19 protein-coding genes and 1 tRNA gene are annotated in these 22004 nt (G+C 54.3%); 5 read left to right on the top strand and 15 right to left on the bottom strand.

The features are described 5' to 3' along the window. Window positions 1-715: 715 nt before the first annotated feature. Window positions 716-1195 (bottom strand): YbaK/EbsC family protein, encoded by a 480-nt coding sequence (locus ACTQ52_RS05510; RefSeq protein WP_410044191.1) that lies wholly within the window; start codon window positions 1193-1195, stop codon window positions 716-718. 632 nt (window positions 1196-1827) lie between these two features. On the opposite strand from ACTQ52_RS05510, the gene ACTQ52_RS05505 reads away from it, so the two are divergent. Together ACTQ52_RS05505 and ACTQ52_RS05500 are read left to right on the top strand one after the other, a co-directional pair. Then, entirely contained in the window at window positions 1828-3594 is a 1767-nt protein-coding gene (locus tag ACTQ52_RS05505) for a nucleotide sugar dehydrogenase (RefSeq protein ID WP_441982011.1), read from the top strand. A 172-nt stretch (window positions 3595-3766) separates the two neighbouring features. Next, window positions 3767-4876 carry an NAD-dependent epimerase/dehydratase family protein gene (locus ACTQ52_RS05500; protein ID WP_441982010.1) on the top strand — a complete coding sequence of 370 codons (1110 nt, stop codon included), beginning with the start codon at window positions 3767-3769 and terminating at the stop codon, window positions 4874-4876. A gap of 98 nt (window positions 4877-4974) precedes the next feature. On the opposite strand, the gene ACTQ52_RS05495 is transcribed toward ACTQ52_RS05500, so the two are convergent. The 7 genes from ACTQ52_RS05495 to ACTQ52_RS05465 all read right to left on the bottom strand — a co-directional run bounded on the left by ACTQ52_RS05495 (window position 4975) and on the right by ACTQ52_RS05465 (window position 8856). Then, window positions 4975-5382, bottom strand: a complete 408-nt coding sequence (locus tag ACTQ52_RS05495) for a PIN domain-containing protein (protein WP_441982009.1) — start codon at window positions 5380-5382, stop codon at window positions 4975-4977. Further along, window positions 5366-5608 carry a type II toxin-antitoxin system Phd/YefM family antitoxin gene (locus tag ACTQ52_RS05490; RefSeq protein ID WP_410044198.1) on the bottom strand — a complete coding sequence of 81 codons (243 nt, stop codon included), beginning with the start codon at window positions 5606-5608 and terminating at the stop codon, window positions 5366-5368. Before ACTQ52_RS05490 ends, ACTQ52_RS05495 begins: the two co-directional genes overlap by 17 nt. 101 nt (window positions 5609-5709) lie before the next feature. Then, window positions 5710-5943 carry a hypothetical protein gene (locus tag ACTQ52_RS05485; RefSeq protein WP_441982008.1) on the bottom strand — a complete coding sequence of 78 codons (234 nt, stop codon included), beginning with the start codon at window positions 5941-5943 and terminating at the stop codon, window positions 5710-5712. 112 nt (window positions 5944-6055) lie between these two features. Continuing rightward, window positions 6056-7273, bottom strand: a complete 1218-nt coding sequence (locus ACTQ52_RS05480; RefSeq protein ID WP_441227131.1) for an ATP-binding protein — start codon at window positions 7271-7273, stop codon at window positions 6056-6058. Between the two features lie 403 nt (window positions 7274-7676). Further along, a complete protein-coding gene (locus ACTQ52_RS05475; RefSeq protein ID WP_441982007.1) occupies window positions 7677-8072 on the bottom strand; it encodes a HEPN domain-containing protein in 396 nt (131 codons plus the stop codon). Beyond that, a complete protein-coding gene (locus ACTQ52_RS05470; RefSeq protein WP_410044095.1) occupies window positions 8062-8379 on the bottom strand; it encodes a nucleotidyltransferase domain-containing protein in 318 nt (105 codons plus the stop codon). The genes ACTQ52_RS05475 and ACTQ52_RS05470 overlap by 11 nt, the downstream gene beginning before the upstream one ends. A gap of 312 nt (window positions 8380-8691) precedes the next feature. Next, window positions 8692-8856: a hypothetical protein gene (locus ACTQ52_RS05465; RefSeq protein WP_441982006.1), complete on the bottom strand. Its 165-nt coding sequence runs from the start codon at window positions 8854-8856 to the stop codon at window positions 8692-8694. A 266-nt stretch (window positions 8857-9122) separates the two neighbouring features. Here ACTQ52_RS05465 and ACTQ52_RS05460 point away from each other — a divergent pair, with 266 nt between their 5' ends. The 3 genes from ACTQ52_RS05460 (at window position 9123) to ACTQ52_RS05450 (ending at window position 14157) form a co-directional block, all read left to right on the top strand. Beyond that, window positions 9123-11243, top strand: coding sequence for a hypothetical protein (locus tag ACTQ52_RS05460; RefSeq protein ID WP_441982005.1), 2121 nt, complete (start codon window positions 9123-9125; stop codon window positions 11241-11243). A gap of 285 nt (window positions 11244-11528) precedes the next feature. Then, a complete protein-coding gene (locus ACTQ52_RS05455) occupies window positions 11529-12689 on the top strand; it encodes a CapA family protein (protein ID WP_441982004.1) in 1161 nt (386 codons plus the stop codon). Window positions 12690-12963: 274 nt separating this feature from the next. Next, entirely contained in the window at window positions 12964-14157 is a 1194-nt protein-coding gene (locus ACTQ52_RS05450) for a DUF819 family protein (RefSeq protein ID WP_441982003.1), read from the top strand. 118 nt (window positions 14158-14275) lie between these two features. Here ACTQ52_RS05450 and ACTQ52_RS05445 read toward each other — a convergent pair whose 3' ends face one another. From ACTQ52_RS05445 to ACTQ52_RS05415, 7 genes are all read right to left on the bottom strand, one after another. Then, complete coding sequence (locus ACTQ52_RS05445) at window positions 14276-14623, bottom strand: type II toxin-antitoxin system HicB family antitoxin (RefSeq protein WP_410043256.1); 348 nt, start codon at window positions 14621-14623, stop codon at window positions 14276-14278. Further along, window positions 14620-14874 (bottom strand): type II toxin-antitoxin system HicA family toxin, encoded by a 255-nt coding sequence (locus ACTQ52_RS05440; protein WP_441982002.1) that lies wholly within the window; start codon window positions 14872-14874, stop codon window positions 14620-14622. Before ACTQ52_RS05440 ends, ACTQ52_RS05445 begins: the two co-directional genes overlap by 4 nt. Before the next feature lie 1011 nt (window positions 14875-15885). Further along, window positions 15886-17562 (bottom strand): Na/Pi cotransporter family protein, encoded by a 1677-nt coding sequence (locus ACTQ52_RS05435; RefSeq protein WP_441982001.1) that lies wholly within the window; start codon window positions 17560-17562, stop codon window positions 15886-15888. Window positions 17563-18144: 582 nt separating this feature from the next. After that, on the bottom strand, window positions 18145-19716 hold the full coding sequence (gene citF, locus ACTQ52_RS05430) for a citrate lyase subunit alpha (protein WP_441227321.1): 1572 nt from the start codon (window positions 19714-19716) through the stop codon (window positions 18145-18147). 242 nt (window positions 19717-19958) lie between these two features. After that, window positions 19959-20513 (bottom strand): zinc-ribbon domain-containing protein, encoded by a 555-nt coding sequence (locus ACTQ52_RS05425; RefSeq protein WP_441982000.1) that lies wholly within the window; start codon window positions 20511-20513, stop codon window positions 19959-19961. A gap of 191 nt (window positions 20514-20704) precedes the next feature. Continuing rightward, window positions 20705-21526, bottom strand: coding sequence for an NlpC/P60 family protein (locus ACTQ52_RS05420; RefSeq protein ID WP_441981999.1), 822 nt, complete (start codon window positions 21524-21526; stop codon window positions 20705-20707). Between the two features lie 209 nt (window positions 21527-21735). Next, window positions 21736-21808: transfer RNA gene (locus ACTQ52_RS05415), tRNA-Thr, on the bottom strand. Between the last annotated feature and the right edge of the window lie 196 nt (window positions 21809-22004).

Below are 22004 nucleotides of genomic sequence, written 5' to 3'. Positions count from 1 at the left end.
ATCAATTAATATTTCTCTCCATATTTATCAAATAAACTCAGGGACTATCTGTCTACTAAACAGGACAATCCATAAAAATATGTCTGCCAAATGGGTTGCGCTTCATCTGCATCCAGAATATGGGGGAAACTAAAATCTTCCGTGTCCACAGTTATGGATACAGTACAGTGTTGACTGTCCAAATTCATGGCAGATCATGAATCCGTAGTAATGGTTGTCATAGGGAAAGAAAGCGTCGTTGAGTCCAAGGTCTACCACGGAGCAGAACTCCAGATGGCAACACGGTCAACCTGTTTATCCGCTCAACGACTCTAAAGAATATAAGCTCATTCTATCACGAAGATCCCGAAATGTGTATGGTCGTCAAACAGACTATATTCCCCGGTTAACCACACGATTTTCCGTCATTTCTCAAAATCACTTTATAAAAAATTAATGGGGTCTGACCCCATAAACTCCAGTTTAGACTCTGTTTAGAAAAAATTAATGGGGTCAGACCCCATTACGAAATTCTTAAGATGCGCACGAAAAGGGGGCAATCGTTCAAGCGGATCGAAAATCCGGTCGAGCGATTGCCCCCAGTGCATCACTTTACGTGACTATACATTATGTTACTTTTGTTTACTTCACTTTTTCAGCTGTCGAGGCCCGTCATCTACAGTTTTGATGCGGACTTACGAATTCCGCTGCAAGCTTGTTAAACCAGTTTATAGAGTCAGACCCCCTCTTCCCAGCCTTTGCAGATGTCACACCAGCCCTTCGGCTCCGTGATTTTCTCCAGTTCCTCCGGTGTGAGCTTTACGGAGGTGAATCCGTTACCGCCGGCCGGATGGACGTACGCGAAGCGCTTCATCGAGATGTCGAGCCAGATCGGAATCTCCTCCGGAACTGCAAACGGACACACACCGCCCGGCTGAAATCCGGTGATTTCCTCCACCTGCTCGCGCGGAATCATGTGCGGCTTCGTATGAAACACCGCCTTAAACTTCGAGCTGTTCACCTTTCCGTCGCCCGCCATGACCACGATCACCGGCTTCTCATCCACGATAAACGACAGCGTCTTCGCGATCTCCGGCTCCGAACAGCCGATCCGCAGCGCCGCATGCTCCACCGTATCGATCGTCTCCGCATGCTCCGTCAGCCGATCACCGAAGCCCTTCCGCTCCAGAAAATCCTTCACCTTCTCGTTTATCATCCGCGCCACACTCCTTCGCGCATCCGTTCGGTCACCCTCACAGACTGCCCGCTATCTATCTAGAATATACATCATGTCATCAGCCATCACTATACCCCCGATCGCCCGATTTCGCCAATACGATTTCACTATCGTTCGTGATAGATCCAGCCTATATATACCTGGAGTTTATGGGGTCAGACCCCATAAACTCCAGTTTAGATTCTGTTTAGAAAAATTTAATTGGGTCAGACCCCATTACGAAATTCTTAAGATGTTATTCTGAATAACGTTCAAAAGTAGGCTTCATCTTCCATCCTTCGCCTTTCCGCAAGTTCGCAGAAACTTTTTTTCTTGAATTCTTGTCTTTCCATATCTCATGCACTATACTGTATGTGTTTTAACCTACGTCACGCCGCAGGCGAGCACGTTACTCAAAGTAACACACAGTGCATCTGCAGATCACCGGTCTGCCACTCCTGCCTGCCAATGCACCCGCCCGGAGCCTAATCACTCCGCGGCAGTTTAGATTCTGTTTAGGAAAATTTAATGGGGTCAGACCCCATGAAGTTTTCCTTACGAAATTCTTAAGCCGGCTGTAAGGGGGTCTGACCCCATTAAATTTTTATAAACTTTCAGAATCGAGGGTATATATGAAGAAGCTTTCTACTCAGAAACTGGCGGATACGATCACGTCACTGCGGAAGTCACAGAAGATTTCGCAGCAGGAGCTGGCGGATCGTACCGGTATCAATCGTGCGCTGATTTCTCGGATCGAGGGGCAGGCTTTCACGCCGTCGATCGAGCAGCTCGAGCAGCTCGCGGGCGCGCTGCACTTCGATCTCTGCGATATGTTCGAGGACGACAGCATCCACCCGCTCGCGCCGGTGTCTCCGATGAACATCGTGGTAGCCGGAACGGGCTACGTCGGCCTGTCGCTCGCGACGCTGCTCGCACAGCATAATCACGTCACCGCAGTCGACATCATCGAGGAGAAGGTGCAGGATCTCAATGCCTGGATCAGCCCGATCCAGGACGAGTACATCGAGAAGTTCTTCGCCGAGGCGAAGGCCGGCACACGAAAGCTCGACCTCCACGCCGTCCTGAACACCGGCCTGCACGCCGACGGCGCCGGCTCTCACGCCGCTTCCGCTGCCGACACCGCACCGGCCAGCGACGGCACCACCGGCATTGGCCCGCAGAACCCGGTCGCCGCCACCACCCACGCCGCTTCCGCTGCCGACACCGCACCGGCCAGCGACGGCACCACCGGCATTGGCCTGCAGAACCCGGTCGCCGCCACCATCCACACCGCTTCCGCTGCCGACACCGCACCGGCCAGCGACGGCACCACCGGCATTGGCCTGCAGAACCCGTCCGACGCTGCCTACGCGTCCGCGGATCTCGTCATCATCGCGGCACCGACGAACTACGACAGCAAGAAGAACTACTTCGACACGAGCGCCGTCGAAAGCGTGATCGAGCAGGTTCTCGCGTGCAACGACCACTGCTACATGTTCATCAAGTCCACGATCCCGGTCGGCTACACCGCCTCGATCCGCGCGAAGTACGGCACCAGCCGCATCCTCTTCTCCCCGGAGTTCCTCCGCGAGTCGAAGGCCCTCTACGACAACCTCTACCCGTCCCGGATCATCGTGTCCTGTGACGAAAACGACCCGGCCTCCGTCGACGCCGCGCACCGCTTCGCCGCACTCCTCCAGGAAGGCGCGATCAAAACCGGCATCCGTACCCTCTTCATGGGCTTCACCGAAGCCGAGGCCGTCAAGCTCTTCGCGAACACCTACCTCGCGCTCCGCGTGTCCTACTTCAACGAGCTCGACACCTACGCCGAGACGAAGGGCCTCAACACCCAGCAGATCATCGACGGCGTCTGCCTCGACCCGCGCATCGGCGACTTCTATAACAACCCATCCTTCGGCTACGGCGGCTACTGCCTCCCGAAGGACACGAAGCAACTTCTCGCGAACTACCAGGACGTCCCGGAGAACCTGATCCAGGCGATCGTCGAGAGTAATCGCACCCGGAAGGACTTCATCGCAGACCGCGTGCTCGAAATCGCCGACGCATATGAGGCCAATGCAGGCTACAACAAGCAGCAGGAGGCCCTCCAGGAGGAAACCGTCGTCGGTGTGTATCGCCTGACCATGAAGGCGAACTCCGACAACTTCCGCCAGTCCTCGATCCAGGGCGTCATGAAGCGCATCAAGGCGAAGGGTGCCCGCGTCATCATCTACGAACCGACCCTCGAAAACGGCAGCACCTTCTTCGGAAGCCGCGTCGTTAACGACCTCGCCGAGTTCAAGTCCGAAAGCCGCTGCATCCTCGCAAACCGCTACGACACCGTCCTCGACGACGTCCGCGAAAAGGTCTACACCCGTGACCTCTTCCACAACAACTGACCCCGCCGAAAATTTAATGGGGTCTGACCCCATTAAATTTTTCTAAACAAATTCTAAAGTTAGAGTTTATGGGGTCAGACCCCCTTACGAAATTCTTAAGATGGGCCAGGGCAACCGCCCCGAGCCAATCACCCCCGGGGGGTCTGAACCACATCACATGAATATGGAAAATATGGATAACACAGAGAACACAAAGAAATCAAAGAAAATAGAGAAAACCAGCGTATCCCTCGACGGAAAATCCATCCTCGTCACGGGCGCAGCGGGCTTCATCGGCTCGAACCTCTGCGCGCGGCTGCTGCGCGACACGCAGGGCGCGACGATCGTCGGCATCGACTGCATGACCGACTACAACCCGCTCGAGCTGAAGGAGTACCGCCTCCGGAAGGTCGAAGAGGCCGCGCAGTCCTCAAAATCCCACTGGGTCTTCATCCGCGGCGACATCGCAGACAAGCCACTCATCGACGAGCTCTTCGCGACCTACCGCTTTCACGTCCTCGTCAACCTCGCCGCCCAGGCCGGCGTGCGCTACAGCATCGACCACCCGGACGTTTACATTCACTCGAACCTGATCGGCTTCTACAACCTCCTCGAGGCCGCGCGCCACGACGACGCAATGGAGCACTTCGTCTACGCCTCGTCCTCCTCCGTCTACGGCGGCAACAAAAAGGTCCCGTTCAGCACCGACGATCCGGTCGACCACCCGGTGTCACTCTACGCCGCGACGAAAAAGAGCAACGAGCTCATGGCCCACGCCTACTCGAAGCTCTACAACATCCCGTCCACCGGCCTCCGCTTCTTCACCGTCTACGGCCCGGCCGGCCGCACGGACATGTTCTACTTCTCCGCGACGAACCGCCTCGTGAAGGGCGACAGCATCCAGATCTTCAACTACGGAAACTGCAAGCGCGACTTCACCTACATCGACGACATCGTCGAAGGAATCGTCCGCGTCATGGGAGGCGCACCTGAGAAGCAGAACGGCCCCGACGGCCTCCCGATCCCGCCATACGCCGTCTACAACATCGGCGGTGGCACCCCGGAGAACCTCCTCGACTACATCACGACCCTCCAGGAGGAGCTCGTCCGCGCCGGCGTCCTGCCTCCGGATTACGACTTCGACGCCCATAAGTCCCTCGTGCCAATGCAGCCGGGCGATGTGCCTGTCACCTACGCGGACAGCACCGCCCTCGAAAGGGACTACGGATTCCGCCCGGAAATCAACATCCGCCAGGGCCTCCGCGCCTTCGCCGAATGGTATAAAACCTTCTATATGTCATGACGCAACAGCGCCCGGCGATACCGCCGGGCGCTGTTTGTTTATAGGGTCAGACCCCATCACGACATCCGTTGCCTGCTTTCCTCCGCGGGCACCGGATTTTAGATTCTTGCCAGTAGCTCGGATGGAGTAAAAGCCATCACCCTGCTCTGCGTAAAATCTTTAAGGTTTCTCGTAATAATATAGTCGGCATGGACAGCTTCTGCTGTTGCGCTCTGAACAGCATCCTCAAAGTCTTTCCACTTCATGGTTACTGCCCTTTCCAGAACAGCCGGACTAAAATCAGCAAACTCAAATATGAGACTCAGTTTGCGGAAAATCTCTGCAATCTGGTCTGGAGTCATCTGCTTGCGCATGACATACATCATATTGGCATAGGTCAACGTGGAAATGTATCCCCTTGCCTGTTCTGTCTCACACAGCTTCCAGATCATAGAGGAGTCTTTTACGAATTCCGGACGGTTAATCAGCACATCCAGAATAACATTCGTGTCAATCAACAGAACCATATTTCGTCCTCATGCTTTCTGCCTTGACTTCATCCAAATCATAGTCTTCTTTCAGAATTCCAGTAAGGGAATCTGTAAGATACGACACAGTGGCATCCTTCGGAATGAAACGTCCGACTTCCCGGCCATTCTTCGTCACGATAATTTCCTGCCCTGACATTACAAGGCTTAAATACCTTCCGAAATTATTCTGCATTTCGGTTGCAGTTGCGGTCGCAGTAATCATAACAGCACCTCCTTATTAGCTAATTTTATTATATGATATTTTAGCTAACTCATAAAGACCTATCAAAATTTTCATCTTGTTCCGGCCAATGCAGACCGCGGTCACGGGTTCATCGACTCGGAGGAGCTCGTCACCCAAAACACCTTACACACTTCCCTGTCGCTCTCCACATCCCCGACGTCATACCGCTTCCCCAGCATCGCAAACGCGTGCATCGGCACCTGCCGGCTGAGCCACGCCGCGAAGATTCCTAGAGCGTCCGCGCCGCAGCCTGCGGCCAATGCTTCCGGAATCCGCTTCACGTCCTCCCGGCGATAAAAATAAAACGTCAGCACAGCTAAATCGTCACCATAGTTTATGGGGTCTGACCCCATTAAATTTTTCTAAACAAATTCTAAACTTGGAGTTTATGGGGTCAGACCCCCTTACGAAATTCTTAAGATCATCTCACGTCAACAGCCAGTCGATGACGTTCACGACCTTTATGCCCTCGTAGTTTCCGAGCGAAAAGCGATCCAGCGTCAGCACGAACTTTTCATAATTATCCTGAATACTCCGCAGTGGCCTCATCTCCCGCTCAAACGTTTCCTCTGCGGTCATATCCGCCGTCACCTGATAATAGGTAATCACGCCATCCTTCTGCGTCACGAAATCGACCTCAGTAGAGCCATATTTACCGATATTGACCTTGTATCCTCGTCTGGCAAGCTCCAGATAAACGACATTCTCGATCGTAAATCCGAGATCATATCGTTTTCTCGGAAGAATGTGGTTTCGGATGCCCATATCCACCATATAGTACTTCTGGTTGATCTTCAGAAGCTGCTTTCCTACGATGTCAAATCTCTCCACAGGATAAAAAACGAAGGACTCCGTTAAGGCTTCCACATAATCACTTACCGTATTCTGCGATACCTTGCGCCCCGACGAGATCAGATAGTCGGTGATGCTTTTCATCGACACCGGGCTGCCGATCACGCTGGCCAGATACCGTGCGATCGTCTTAAGTAAAGTGATATCCGTCACCTTACGTCCACGCCCCTCCACTTCTCTCCGCTCCTGCCGCTGCTCGATATCCTTTACGATCACTGTGTTATAGATCCCCTCCAGATACTGATCGATTTTCTCGTCCGTCCGATCCATCACTGCAACATACGGAATCCCACCAGTCTTCATGAACTCTGCAAAGGCATCCTCCTTCGCCATCCCCGTCACCGTCATATACTCACGGAAAGAAAGCGGCAGCATCCTGATCTCTATGTAACGACCTGACAGAAGCGTCGCAAGCTCACTTGACAGCATATATGCATTGGAGCCTGTGAGATATATGTCCACACGCTCTCTGATATACAGACTATCTACCACCTTCTCAAACGAAGGAACCTCCTGAATCTCATCCAGAAAAATGTAGGTCATCTTCTCAGCGCAAAGCCGTTCCTTCAAATACTGATACAGTTTCCTGTAATCCTTTAAATCCTCGTAATCCAGGTTTTCAAAATTGATCGAAATAATCTGATCCGGTGTGACACCATGTGCCAGAAGCCTATGCTGATACTGCTCCAGAAGAACAGACTTCCCACAGCGACGAATTCCGGTCACGACCTTTATCTGCTGCTCATCCTTCCATGCCCACAACTGATCCAGGTATTCCTTACGCTCAACCATAGACGCACCTCCTTTTCTCCAGTATGGCACATCCCCTGCCGATTTTCAATTTATTTTCCCATTTAGGAAAACATTTATGTATTTTCATCTATTTTTCTCATTTTGGCATCTTCTCGTTTTTCCACTCATCTGCCTAAACTAAGATTCCTTTCGCCAATGCAGCCGACCACCTCGTCTTCACTTCTCATCAACTTTTCGTCCCCTCAACACCCGACATACACTTCGGTAGCTCTCCACGTCCCCGACGTCATACCTCTTCCCGGGCATCACAAACGCGTGCATCGGCACCTGCCGGCTCAGCCACGCCTCGAAACTTCCCGGAGCGTCCGCACCGCATCCCGCGGCCAATGCTTCCGGAATCCGCTTCACGACCTCCCGACCCCTGTTGATTTCATCTGGTATTCTATTCTTTCTGCTCCACAATTTTCTCTGCCCAACCTACAATTTCTTTTGCATATAGTAACGCATCTCGTACATGTCGTTCTTCAATGTCAAGTTCATTTGGATACCGTACTGCGATTCCATATGGCGTTAATGCATCCGCATAATCATAATACTTCTCTGGAATTTCCACCTTGTTCTTTATTTGCTCCAGAAGAAATGAGAGATTGTGTTTCTTCGGCATCCCGCCTTGTGCACCATACGATATAATGATTGCTTTGATTGCTTTCTCTACCGCCTGCTGGCAGTGATAGCAAATGATTTCCGATGGCTTTGGATAGTACTGTTTATCAAGATGCTCCGCTACTCCAAGATCTGTTTTTGCAAACTCAATCCACATGATGTCTTCATGCTCCATATAGCAGCACCCCCTTCTGTACCACCTCACTCTCCACGGAAGCGATTTTTTCTTTTCTGTCTTCAAATGTCTTTTCCGTATTTACTATGATGTCAACAGATCGCTTTTGCTTATGCCTTATCGCCTTATACGCTTTAGCCGTAAGCCCAAGCATATCCTTTTGCGAATCATCCACAATGATATAAAAATCAAAATCGCTGTCTGCATTCTGTTTTCCTTCTGCAAAAGATCCAAACAAATAGATTCGTATTGGCATTAAGTCTTTAACAAAACTATTTGTTAACTCATTAATCTCAGTTGTAGGCATATGTTTATCCTCCTCCCTTTAAACAAGCTTTTCACCATCACTCCCTTTTAACAGGGACTGGATTTAATATTTATGGTACCCGGCCCTATTGTAGCCTCCCCTTCTAATTGTTTCCTTTAGTATACCATACGCTGTCTATACTTTTGACCACCCCACTTCCCCTCAAACACCTGACCCATTATACTCCTTACTCACGAGGTTGCCCCGCCACCATTTCTTTACTTCTTTATCAAAATCAAATTCTACCGGCTGTTTTTATTAAATATCGTTTTTACAAGTACATTTGTTCTTCTATATTCATAATATTACTATCTACTCAACTGCATTGGCCGCCTCTGTGGCTTTACGCGCGCGGTACTGGCTGATCGTCCAGGCGGAACCGACGGCGGCGATGCAGAGGATCGCGCCGACGAAGATGCGCATCGGGCGACGGCGCTGGTGCCGAAGCTGTTCCTTCGAGTGGTTTTCGTTTTTCATATGCTCTCTCCTATGCTGAGCTGCGCGTGGCAGCGGGATGACGTGTGGCAAGGCCGTGCGGACGGACCTCGACTTTATAGTATACTGCAGTGGGCACAAAATGCCACATAAATTATGGTTTCAATCACTGAACGACTGCGCTAGAATGAGGGATAGAAAACGGGTACAGGTATGACCGCTTCGTGGATTTTTCCGGGGACGGTACATGATTGGAAGACGACGATGTCGGCGACGGATGCATTGGCCTGATATGGGGAGGTTTGGTTGTGATGAGAAGTGATAAGCGTGGTTCGGTGAATCCGGGGCTGCTGAAGGCCGGCGGGGTCGTGCTGGCGGTGCTGATCGTGGGTGCGACGGGGGTCGTGCTCTACCATGACCGGCAGACGCAGGCGGCGTACCAGGAGTGGGCGCGCGCGGAAAATAAGAAGGTGTTCGATCAGGCGACGCAGCAACGGCTCTCCGATCAGCAGCGGCTTTCACTCGAGCGGCAGCTGAACGACAGTTTCTACCAGCGGCTGCAGGACCAGCTGCCGGTGCGTGTGCTGGTGGTCGGTGATGGCTATGGTGCCGGGATGGGTGCGTCGCAGGCGGCGCGTTCTTGGGCACAGCGGCTGAAGGCGTCGCTGGCGATGAAGTACGGTGTGACCGTGGAGCTGACGAATGTTTCGCTGTCTGAGCAGAATGGCGGCTTCGGGGCATGGGCGGCGCTTCGTCAGCAGCCGGATGGCGCGGCGACGGCGATGCTCGCGGAGATGGTCGGGGACGGCCGCGCGGAGGTGGCGAAGGACGGGACGATCTCGGCGGAGGGCTGGAACAACACGATGTCCCACGCGTTCCGGAAGGATGAGTACGATCTCGCGATCGTGAGCCTCGGGATGACGGATGATCCGTCGCAGTTTCCGACCTGGTATGAGGCGGTGCTCCGCGGGCTGCGCGAGAAGTACCGGCAGTGCTCGGTGATTTCTCTCCTCTCCAGCCAGGCCCTGACGAGCCCGGAGCTCGGCTTCGCGGATGAGAACACGGAGACGCTCCGCACGATTTCAAAGCAGTACCACGCGGATGTCGTGAACGTCGGCATGGAGATGCTGGACCCGGAGGGCGCGGGAAAAGGCGCCACGACGTCGGAGATTGCACAGAAGGCCGTCGCGATGGCCGCTGGCTCTGGGGCCGATGGGGCCGTGGCTTCGGCTACGGAAGAGGCTGACGATGCAGATGGACAGGTAAAGGCGGCCCAGGCAGCGATACAGAAATACACCGTCGAGGGCCTGTACCTGAACGACGCTGGCCAGGGCTTCCTCGCCGATACGCTGCAGAAGTTCATCGATCAGAAGGTCGCGAACGCGCAGGGCTATACTGCGGACGAGGTGCCGCTGCTGGATCCGGCGGTGGAAGCCCTCGATGAGTTCCACTATATCCCGGTCGCGGGGCTGAACCGCCTGAACGACTACACCTATGCACTTGGGAAGAACCAGATGCGGCTGGCGGATAACAGCGCGGATGATGGCATCGTGCGTCACAGCGAGCATGTGGCCGGCGACTTCTTCCGTGGCATCGTCGGTGTCGATTACATGCTGGCTTCCGGTGACAACGATCTCTACATCGCGACCGGTGACGGCACGAAGCCGTTCGGTCGCATCACAGCGAACAATCCGTACAGCTCTTCTACCCGCTCGGTGGTGCCGGTGAACGACCACTTCTCCGCCGACCGTGATGGTAATCTCATCATCAGCTTCGGTACGAAGGAGCAGGCCGCGGGCCTTCAGGGCATCCTCTTCGGCGGTGACCTCGAGCTCCCGGCTGCACTCGACGACTTTAAGACGGTCGCGTACGTCGGCCCGACCGACGAAAACGGCAAGCGTCTCCCGCTCGACGAGGATGGAAGGATCGCTGAAACCACCGCGGAAACCGCGCCGGAAACCACGAAGGCTGCGAAGAAGCCGGCACGTACAGGCAGCACACAGAAGCCGGGCGCGACCGGTGCCGCAAATCCGGCTGGTGGAGCCACTGGGAAAGCGCAGGCGAGCGCAGACAGGTCAGGTGAAGCAGAGGACGCAGCGCAGTCTGGAGATGCAGCTCAGTCAACAAATGGCGCTGGAACCGATCGCACGAAGGGAAGCAAAACCTCTGCCGGCACAGACAGGCCGAAATCCGAACAGGCAGCTGATCAGAACCACAGCGCCGCTTCTACAGAAGCCGGCACCGCTGCCTCCTCCACTGCTGCTGAATCAACCACAGAAGCTGATAAACCACACGGCACGATCCCAGGCGTGGTCGAAATCCCTGCGGATGACCCGCGTGAAACCTCCGAAGGCAAGCATGTCCTCACAGAGGAAGAACGCCTCGCAATCCTCGACCGAATCAAAACAAGTGAAGCCGCAAACGGCTGATGCAGAAGGTCTGCCGCACCAAAAGGTGCGACCGATCTTTTTTTCACAATTTTCCTCCCGTACTTGCCATGCCATGCCATGCCTAAGCGTTATGTGTATTGACAGATGTATTCATTTTCATTAAAATACTACTTGATGTCTATCCGGTTTTGTTTATTTTTGATAAACCGTGTTGAGATATCCACATAGCATTTCGATAACCTGGCAGAAGCAAGAACCCATGACCATGGCGCATTGATGCGCTGCTCTTCCGTTCCTGCTTCTTTTTTTGCATAAGGAGGTTCTATGGCGAAATCTTCCACTTCGATCGTGTTCACCGGGGATATCGGTTTCGACCGGTACATGGATAAGCGCTGGGAGGATCCGAATTTGCTCGCGCAGCCGGTGCTTGCGTTTTTCCACAGCGCGGATCACACCGTCGCGAACGTCGAGGGTGCGCTGATCGACGCGGTGGATGACGGCTCCCGCGGGGTCTTCTTCCACAGTATGGATCCGGCGGCGACGCGCGTCCTCGAAGCCATGCACGCAGATATCTGGAGCATTGGCAATAACCACACGATGGACGCGGGTGTCGAGGGTGTGCGGAGCACGAAGCAGTGTGCGGCGTCGATCGGGGCGCGGACGCTGGGTGCGGGCATGAACGAGACGGAGGCGTCGGAGCCGGTCTACCTCGAGGAGGCAGGCGGCATCGGCATGATCTGCGTGGCGTACCAGGCAGAGTGTATCCCGGCCACGGCGACAGAGCCGGGGACCTTCCGCTGGGATGATTTCGAGCTGATCGCGCGGCGTATCGCGGAGATCAAGGCGCGCTGTCGCTGGTGCGTGGTCGTGTCGCATGGCGGCGAGGAGTTCACGAGTCTGCCGAGTCCGTACACGCGCGATCGCTATCTCCGCTACCTCGCGCTCGGCGCGGACGTCGTCGTGGCGCATCACCCGCATGTCCCGGAGAATTATGAGCTCTTCGACGACGGCAAGGCCATCTTCTACTCCCTCGGCAACTTCATCTTCGACACCGATTATCAGCGGGTGCATCCGTACACGGACACCGGCGTGCTGCTGAAGCTTCTGTTCACGGAGGAGCGCATGGATTTCGAGGCGCTCGGTATCCGGATCGTGCGTGGCGAGGAGCGGATCGATGTGGCCCCGCTTCCTTCCATTTTTTCCAATGTCTCTGCCGCTGAGTATGCGCGGCTCGCACCACTGTCGGCGCAGGCGTTCATCGCGGAGGAGCGTCGGAAGATGCTCTATCTTGAGCCGGAGCGCTTCCGGGATGCGTCGGAGGAGACCTGGAACGGCTACTTCTACAGCTCGGAGCCGGACGGCTACGTCGAGGGCGCGCACATGGACTTAAGCGTCATCATGGCGCTCGCGGCGGAAGCCGAGAAGGGTGCGTGGAAAGAGAGCCCGCTCGACGCTGTGAAGGAGCATATTCTGCGTCAGCTGTGACGCTGCCCGGGCGCTGTCTGTGCGCCAGTGTGCTGTCGCGAAGGCACATTGCCTGAAGCGGCTCGGGCGCTGCCCGGGTGTGGCGACCGGACGACGTATATGCAGTGCGCTATCCTGCGCCAGCTCATGCAGCGCCGCGGCGGCTGACCGCGCTTCGCTACAGCTCGCGCGGAGCCACCAGATGCGTGATGCCTGCATTGGCCGAACACAGAGCTATGTTAACTGCAGTGGTGAATCGTTCACCGCTGTAAAAAATAAAAAGGAGTGTATCTTTATGTTTGCAATTCAAAACGGCTTTACTTACATCGCCTTCCTGCTGATGCTGTCCGGCATCATCCTCGCGTTGGAGAAGTACGCGAAGTGGAAGATCTTCAACTACGTTCCGGCGATCGTGTGGGTCTACATCATCAACATGTTCTTCTGCACCATCGGTTTCTACGATTCCGACGGATGTCGTGCGGCGTACGGTGCAGTCAAGAATAATCTTCTGTATGCGATGATTTTCATCATGCTGCTGCGCTGCGATTTCCGTAAGCTCGCGAAGCTCGGACCGCGTATGATCTGCATCTTCATGGGCAGTGCGGTCACACTCGGCGTCGGTTTCTTCGCGCTCTACCCACTCTTCGTGAACGCCCTCGGTGGCGCAGAGAAGACCTGGGGTGCGACGGCTGCGCTCTATGCGTCATGGGTCGGCGGTTCTGCGAACATGGCGGCGATGCAGGATGCCCTTCCGGTCGACGGTGGTGCCTACTCCTGTGCGCTGGCACTCGATACTGCGTGCTACTCCATGTGGATCGCGCTGCTCCTCTTCGCTGTAAAGTTCGCTCCGAAGTGGAACAAGGCAACCAAGGCAGATACCTCGAAGCTCGATGCGATCGCTGCAGTTGCAAATGAAGAGGTGAAGCGTGAGAAGAATGTGCATCCGTCAGCCAATGATCTCGTCATCCTGCTCAGCGTCAGCCTGATGGTGTCGGTATTCGGTCAGTTCGTCGGTGCACAGATGGGCACCTTCTTTAAGAGTGTCGGTCTCGCGATGTTTGATAAGGGAACCTGCACGACCCTCTTCGTCACGATTCTCGGTCTGATCTCTGCGATGACGCCGATCGGTAAACTCCCGGGCGTTTCCGAGCTCTCCGGCTTATACCTCTACACTGTCATCTCCATGCTGGCGTCGACCTCGACCCTCGTCGACCTCCTCGCAGCTCCGATGTGGGTTGTCTATGGTATCGCGATCATCGCTGTACACGTTGTGCTCATGTTCCTCCTGTCGAAGCTCTTCCACTGGGATCTCTGCATGTGCTCGACCGCTTCCGTAGCCTGCATCGGTGGTACCGCGACCGCTCCGATCATCGCGACTGCGTATGACACCTCCTACGCTGGCATCGGCGTACTCATGGGTGTACTCGGCGGCGCCGTCGGAAACTTCATGGGACTCGGCATGGGCGCACTGCTCAGCATGTTCCTGTAAACAATTGAATATGGTATAGTAAGGAACAGGGATTGACCGTTGTGGTCAATCCCTGTTTTGATGCTTGATAAGCTAGACTTTACTGTTATTCTGGATGGTATTGGTCATACGAGAAATTTCAAATTACAACTTGAGCTGCTGGGGAATCTTCAAGCGTTTTTTCGATATACTTATTTATCGTCATGTGATGTGCAGCGGTGTAAATAAATATTTTTTTATGGAGGTCAGGGGAAAGGCGGATATTGAAACTGCCTTTAAAGGCAACCTCAGGCTCTTTCCCAAGCTCTTTACAGGACTCCAGATAATCATCCACTGCACCGTGAAAATCATCTAAAAGTTCTTTCGCATTTTCCCCCTCGTAGGAAATCAATGAACGGATGCCGAGAACTTTACCGTAAAAAATACCATCTTCTTCAGAAAATTCAACACTTCCGACATATCCTTTATATTGAATTGTATTATTCATATGAGTTCCTCCTGTTCTAATATTTCTATCAATTGTTTGATTTGATAAGATTTCAGCTCTTTCTGTGGATGTGGCTTATGAAGTAAAATACTTCCATGTTCCTCGTTGATAAACATAACACGCGAACCGCTTGTTTTACCCTTATTCGAACGAACATAATCCAAATACTTAAGTAATGTTTCGGCATCATCAAAAGTGAAGTCTTTCGGTTTTGATTTCAATCGTTGAATAAGTTTTTCCTTCTGTCCCATAAGGCATACTCCATGTGGCAATATAATAAGTAGCGCTCATATAAAGAAATAGGCTCTGGTAGTAGTATATACTTTCAAGCGCGCGGATGCAACTAAATATAGTTGCATCCGCGCGCATATTACTGACCAAACATTACTGTTCCCTCGTCAACCGGATTCAGGCAGGAGCCGGAGGGGCAGCAACGTAGGAACAGTATTCCATTGTCGCCCCTTCGCAGCCCCTGGTCAACGTTACTATCCAATATGGTTTGATGATGAAAATACTGGATATGTTTTTTGACTGTAAGCATGACAGGTGGCTGCAAACTATCCACTCTTAGGCGATTTCAAAAATACTGGATACGAAAAGCCTTATTTCCTAAGAGGAATCTGGGCTCGCGTATCCAGTATTTAAAAAAAGAAGGTTTATTGGATATCAGCCAAAAGAAACTCTTCTCTGAAGCCAGAAATACATATCCACTATTTTAAAAAGCGAGGATTATTCGATAGTACGCTTATATGCGTATGCCTGATTTCGCAGAAAACTATCCAATAAGTGCCCTATTTGAAAATCTTAGATAGTTTAGCTCCGTACACAAAAATGATAGATGGTGTTAAAAATATCCACGATTTCGAAAACAACTGGTTATTGGATAGTGCCATCCATCTTCATCTATTTCACCCGGTTCGCCAGTGAAAATTTCCGGGCCGCGCTCGATGATCGTCTGAAAATCGAGCAGTATTCCAGCGCGGCATCCCCACGCAAAGAAAAAATCGTCGATTTTTTTGTTTGTTTGCACGGGGCGGGACCGATATGTAAATAGATAAAGGCAGTCGAATGGGGTGGGCAAACAAACAAAAAGAGACGCTCGGCATAGACATCTCTAAAAAATCAAACGAGGATGAAGACATCACCCTGTCTGAACAGTAACGGCTGGACACGCGATGCTTTATTCGAAAGAAAAGCTGCTGTACAACCAGATTTTTCAATCCGGTCGTGCAACAGCCCCTGTTCTTTTCCTGCCCTCGCTTTTACGGTTTCGCGATTTTCGCGGTGCCTGGCTGGGTGTGTGATTTTGCTTCGTAGAGTGAGAAGGCGATGTTGATGGCGTGGTCGCCGACGCGCTCGAGGCCGGATACGAGGTCCGAGAAGGAGACGCTGGCTTCGCCGGAGCATTTGCCGGCGCTGAGGCGCTGGATGTGGCGATCCTGGAGGCTGGTCTCGAGTTCGTCGGTCCGGTCCTCGAGGACACGCACCTCTTCGAGGTGGGTCATATCGCCGGTGGCGAAGATGTCGAGGGAGTCCTTCATGAGCTTGTTGACGACGTCGAGCATACCCTTGATATCCTCCTTCCCTTCGGTGCTCAGCTGTACGTTCTTCAGCTTGAAATCCTTCAGGATGTCCGCGATGTCCTCTGCGTGGTCGCCGATACGCTCGATGTCGGAGTTCACATGGAAGTATCCGGCGATGAGGTCGGCGTCACGGAGCGGGATCGCGTTCTGGTTGATACGCGTGAGGTAGGTGCTGATCTGCTCGGAGAGCCAGTCGATATAATGCTCGTTTTCGTAGATCTTCGCGAGGCCATCTGCGTCATCGCGCAGGAGACATTGAACTGCGCCGTTCAGGTTTTCGAAGGCCATACGGGCCATGCGCTCCATCTCCTGCTGCGCCATGTAGATCGCGACGGCCGGGTTCGGGAGCTTGCTGAGGTTGATGTACTGGAGCTCGTACGCGCCATCCTTCTGCACCTCGTCCTCGCCCTTCACGAGCACGTAGGTGAGGCGGATGATCTGGTCCATGAACGGGTAGAACACGATCACCTGGAACACCTTGAAGAGGAAGTGTGCGAAGGCAATGCTTCTGCCGAGGGAGCCGGCGTCGTCACCGGTACCGGCGATCGTCCGGATGATCATCTCGATCTGCGGCGCGAATAACAGCAGCAGGACAAACATCAGTATGGTGCCGAAGACATTAAACAGCAGATGGATGAGGGCGGCACGCTTCGCGTCCTTCTTGCACGGGATCGCGGTGAGGATCGCGCTCGAGCATGCGCCGATGTTGCAGCCCAGGATGATGAACATGCAGATCCGGAGGTCGACGAGGCCCTGTGCGCCCATGACGACGAGGATCGAGACGGTGACGGACGAGGACTGCACGATCGAGGTGATGACGAAGCCCATCAGCACGCCGAGGATCGGGTTCGTGAACGAGGACAGGAAGTGGATGACTTCCGGGATGTCACGGAGTGTGCCCATCGCCGCCGACATCGTGGAGATGCCGACGAAGAGGAGGCCGAAGCCCATCACGATTTCGCCGGATTTTTTCACCACCTGGTTCGGGATGAAGTTCATCATCACGGCACCCGCGAACACGAAGATCGGTGCGATCGCGGAGAGGCGGAAGGCGACGAGGAGCGCGGTGACGGTGGTACCGATGTTCGCGCCCAGGATGATGCCGCAGGCGTTGTTCAGCGCCATGAGGCCAGAGTTTACGAAGGTGACGGCCATGACGGTGGCGGTGCTGGAGGACTGGATCACGGCGGTGAAGAACAGTCCGACCAGAAGGCCGGTCAGGCGGTTGTGTGTGCAGGTTTCGAGGATACTGCGCAGCTTCGCGCCGGCGACCTTCTCGATACCGTGGCTCATCATGTACATACCTGCGATAAACAGGCCGAGGCCTCCCAAAAGACTCACTAGTATTGTCAGCATGGTTTCTCCCTTAATATTCGTGGCGTCATCGCCACAGGATGTTCGGTTCAGTCTTGCTTTATGTAATACCGGGCGGCGCTGCTTCTGGTTTCACAACCAGTCCAGGCGGATTTCCTGGCCGGCCGTCGCCGCGATCGTAATACATGTGGCAGATCGTGGCCGGCATGGTCTTCGCATGAGGTGCTCTCCCATCTTTACAGCAGGAACGTTTCTGGCGTCCGTTTCGTTATTTTTTTAACGTGCGCAGTACAAAAACACGCCGCTGTATAAAGCCCAGTTTGTTTCATTATACCGCATGTATTCAGAAGAAAAAACAGGGATTTTATATGGTCTATACACAATTTTTACAGATTTTTTACGGCATTTCGGGTGATGTTTGCTAATTAGTCAAGTATAACCAGACGTTTTTCGACGCCTGCTTCTATAACGTGCAGTGCACAGCGGCATAACCGGCAGGCATCCTACAGCAGCCAAGCTGGTCTGGAGCCCAACATAAAAAGCAGCCCTCGCGGAGCTGCTTTTCTACTCTTTTATTGCATCGCAATGCGATGCTCGCTCCAGAGGAGCTGGTGGCCGGCAAACTTACACAATCCAGTGCAACGGCTTCTGCGGTTCGACGCGGCGCACGACATCGATGATGCTGCCGTCACGGGCCTCGATGATGCCGACGACCTCGTCGTGGAACTCGATCGGGTCCGGGCGGCCGACGATGCTGTATGCGATGTCACGCAGCTCTTCGATGGTGATGAGCGGGAGCTTCGCATCCCGGAGCCACTGGAGGAGATCCTTCCGGCGCGGGTTCACGGCGATGCCGTAGTCGGTGACGAGGACGTCGATGTTCTCACCCGGGGTCACGCAGGTCACGACGCGATCGACGACGGTCGGGATACGACCACGGATCAGGGGTGCCACGATGATGGAGCATTGGCATCCGGCTGCCGTGTCCGGGTGTCCGCCCGGGGCGCCGCGGAGCACGCCGTCGGAACCGGTGGTGACGTTCACGTTGAAGTCGGTGTCGATCTCGAGCGCGCCGAGGATGACGAAGTCGAGCTTGTTGACGAAGGCTCCCTTATTCAGCGGGTTCGCGTACTCGGAGGTCGAGATCTCGTAGTGCTGCGGGTCCTCTCGGATCGACTGGATGGCCGTCTGATCGAAGCATTGAGCATCGACGATCGTGCGGATGTAGCCCTTATGCAGGAGGTCGACGAGTGGCTTCGTGATGCCGCCGATGGCGAAGCTCATATGGATCTGGCGCTCGGCGAGGAACGGCTCGAGGAAGCGGGTCGCGGCGAGGGATGCGCCGCCGCCACCGGTCTGGAAGGAAAATCCGTCGCGGAAGTACGGGGTCGCGGCCATGACGCGTGCGCAGTCTTCAGCCATCTTCAGCTCGCGGACGTCCTGGGTCATGCGGATGACGTTGCTCGCGATCTTCGCCGGGTCGCCGATTTCGTCGACGACGCAGACATAATCGACGTCGACCATCGGGATGGATGGCGGGAAGTTCGGGAACGGCACCATGGTGTCGGTGATGGCGACGACGTGGTCGGCGTAGCGGGAATCCACGACACTGTAGGACAGCACGCCGCAGTCACTCTTGCCGCCGACGCCGCGGAGGTTGCCATACTCGTCCGCAGTCGGCGCACCGATAAATGCGATGTCAATGTGGACGTCCCCTTCTTCGATGGCGCGCACGCGGCCGCCGTGGCTTCGGATGATCGCCGGTGTCGCGAGTCGGCCGAAGGATACGTCCTCGCCGATACGGTCACGGATGCCGGAGGTCTGGATGCCGATGACGGTGCCCTCTTCGATCATCTGTGCGACGCGGCTGTGCGACTTGCCGAGCGACGACGCGCAGATCGTGAGGTCACGGAGGCCCATCTCCTGTGCGGCCTCGAGCACCATATTGACGATGTGGTCACCATCGCGGAAGTGATGATGGAAGGAAAAGACCATGCCGTCCCGCGCGCCGCACTTCTCGAGTGCCTCGCGGATACTGCCGACCATCTTACTTCTCCGTGGGTCGACCATGCCGCGCACCGTCGGCGCCGCCTTCGTATATGGTTTGTCGTCCCGGTAGCTGCTGCCCCGGAACGGCTCTTTCCCATAACGCTTCAGAATCTCGTCCGGGATGTCCCGGCCTACTGCGTTTAACATAATTGTGTCCCCCTGTCATGTGGTTTTGGCTGTGCGACGACCCGGAAATTTCAACCCGGATGGCGGCTAGCTGGACCGCTCGTCGCATACTTCACTTCTTCTGCAGCTTCTTATATTTCCTGTACAGATACACCGGGATGCCGATCATGACACTCAGGCAGATGATGATAAAGACGATGGCCAGAACCACTTTACTCATGATGTTCTCTCCTATCCTTAAACTCGAGCTTCGACCCACGATATCACTTCTGTTCTGTATACTCGAACTTCTTCCCGCACTTCGGGCAGTACTCGAAGTCTTCCGTCGTGGTGTAGCCGCAATTGTAGCAGACCTTCGTCCACTTGCCCTGCTGCTCGAGGAGCCGCTGCTGCGTACTTCCTGCTGAAGCCCCGGCCGTATTCTGCCCACACGCCGCGCCGGCCTGCCAGTACGTCTGATCCGCACCATGCGACTGCCACGCACCAGCATCGTCCTGCTCACGCTGACCAGCCGAGCGATTCTGCCCGCCGGCCTGCCCACGCTGCTCGAGGTAGAGATCCGTCTGCTGTATCGCAACGTTCTCTCCACGCTCGATCGCGCGACCGACCTCCGGACGAAGCTGATACAGCGAGCCGCAGCAGCTCGTGCGCACATAGTACGTACGCCCCCACTTAAAAATCGGAATGAAGAAAATCGACAGCACCATATACGTCACAAACACCTGGTACTGCCCCATGCGCCCGCACACATCGCAGGTCATCGGCTGATGAAAATCGAGATTCTTCTGATCATTCATGATTCCGAAGAAGAAAAACATGTGCACCTCCACGTGCTTCCGCCAATGCTGTCGACCTTTACGGGTTCACCGCGCGCCGGATTTTCGCTTCTACAACACACCCTGACACGATCCGTCAAACCGGGATAATCCGCAGGCGTCATGCGCGAAGTTTCCAGACCATAACTGCATGAACATCCCGGCAGTACATTCATACCGCGCGCAGGATTATATCACCAGTACCGCCCGATGGCGATGATCGGTGCGTAGTGTATCGCAGAAGAGCCGCTGTCCTCGAAGGCCCAGCCGCGGGAGCTGTTCGTCGCATGGACGATGGAATTCTCACCGGTATAGATGGCGACATGATTCACGCGACCACCGTTACCATAGAAAATCAGATCGCCCGGAAGCATCTCTGCCTCAGAAACATAACGCGGAGCAGCTGCGCACTGCTCGGCAGAGGTTCTCGGAAGCGAAATGCCGAACTGACGGAAGACGGCGAGCACGAAACCAGAGCAGTCCACCGGCCCACCGTTCAGATTCGTACCAGCACCATAGCGGAGCTTGCCTGCACCGACATACTGCCGCGCGAAATTTACGATATCCTTACGACCGGTGACCTGCTGCAGTGATTCCTGTGAATGCATATAATTCTTGCCATTCTCGTATGCACTGCCTGCGACCAGGAAGCTGTCGCTCGACATCGACGAGCTGCCAGCTACCGTACCGAGACGGCCCAGCGCATTCGGATTCGAAAGAGGAATCACCTTCGTCTGCACGCTTCCATCCTGTACCCAGGCGCCATCCGAATTCACGGTATAGCCATCCGGTGTCGTCGTACCGGTCGCTAAGCATCCATTCAGATCAAAATAATACGACTCGGCGATGCCGTCCTGGTTGCCATCGATCCACGCCCAGCCCGTCTGAAGCTGTCCGGCGTCGTTCAGATACACCCACGAACCGTTCTGCTGTCCCCAGCTTCCGGCCAATGCTGTCACCGTCGCTGTGATGGTCAGAGCCGCGGTCGCTATGGCTGCACTTATTATTTTTTTCACTGGAATCTCCTTTGCATAGACGCCCCTGAGGGCAGCCTTGACTGAACAACGTTTGCGCAGTAACGCCGACGCGTCCGTCAGCTGTGTTACAAAAAAAGTCCTGGTTTCTCGCATCTGAAACCAGGACTCTGTCTTCGGTAATATTCGCTTTACGATTTAACGGTAGTCACTCTAGTTCAGATTGACACTGCTGTCACAAGAGAATATCGAGCTACTGACCGGATTCGAACCGGTGACCTTCTGATTACGAATCAGATGCACTACCGACTGTGCTACAGTAGCATGCGCCTCAAAACGCCATTACAATATAGCACGTCGACCGCCAAATGTAAAGCGGAATTCTCACAGTTCACAAACACCGGCGCCCCAGTGACTTGTCAAACTAACTTCCACCCCTCTTCTTCCAAAGATGGAACTTACTTATTCCAAATGCCATAGTGGAATTAAGTAATTCCAAATGCTATTCTTTGCAGGTTCA

Source organism: Oribacterium sp. Sow4_G1_1, assembly GCF_052116105.1.
Taxonomy (GTDB): domain Bacteria; phylum Bacillota; class Clostridia; order Lachnospirales; family Lachnospiraceae; genus Oribacterium.
The sequence above is the reverse complement of the archived record's forward strand: the minus strand, read 5'-3'. Positions and strand labels throughout refer to the sequence as shown.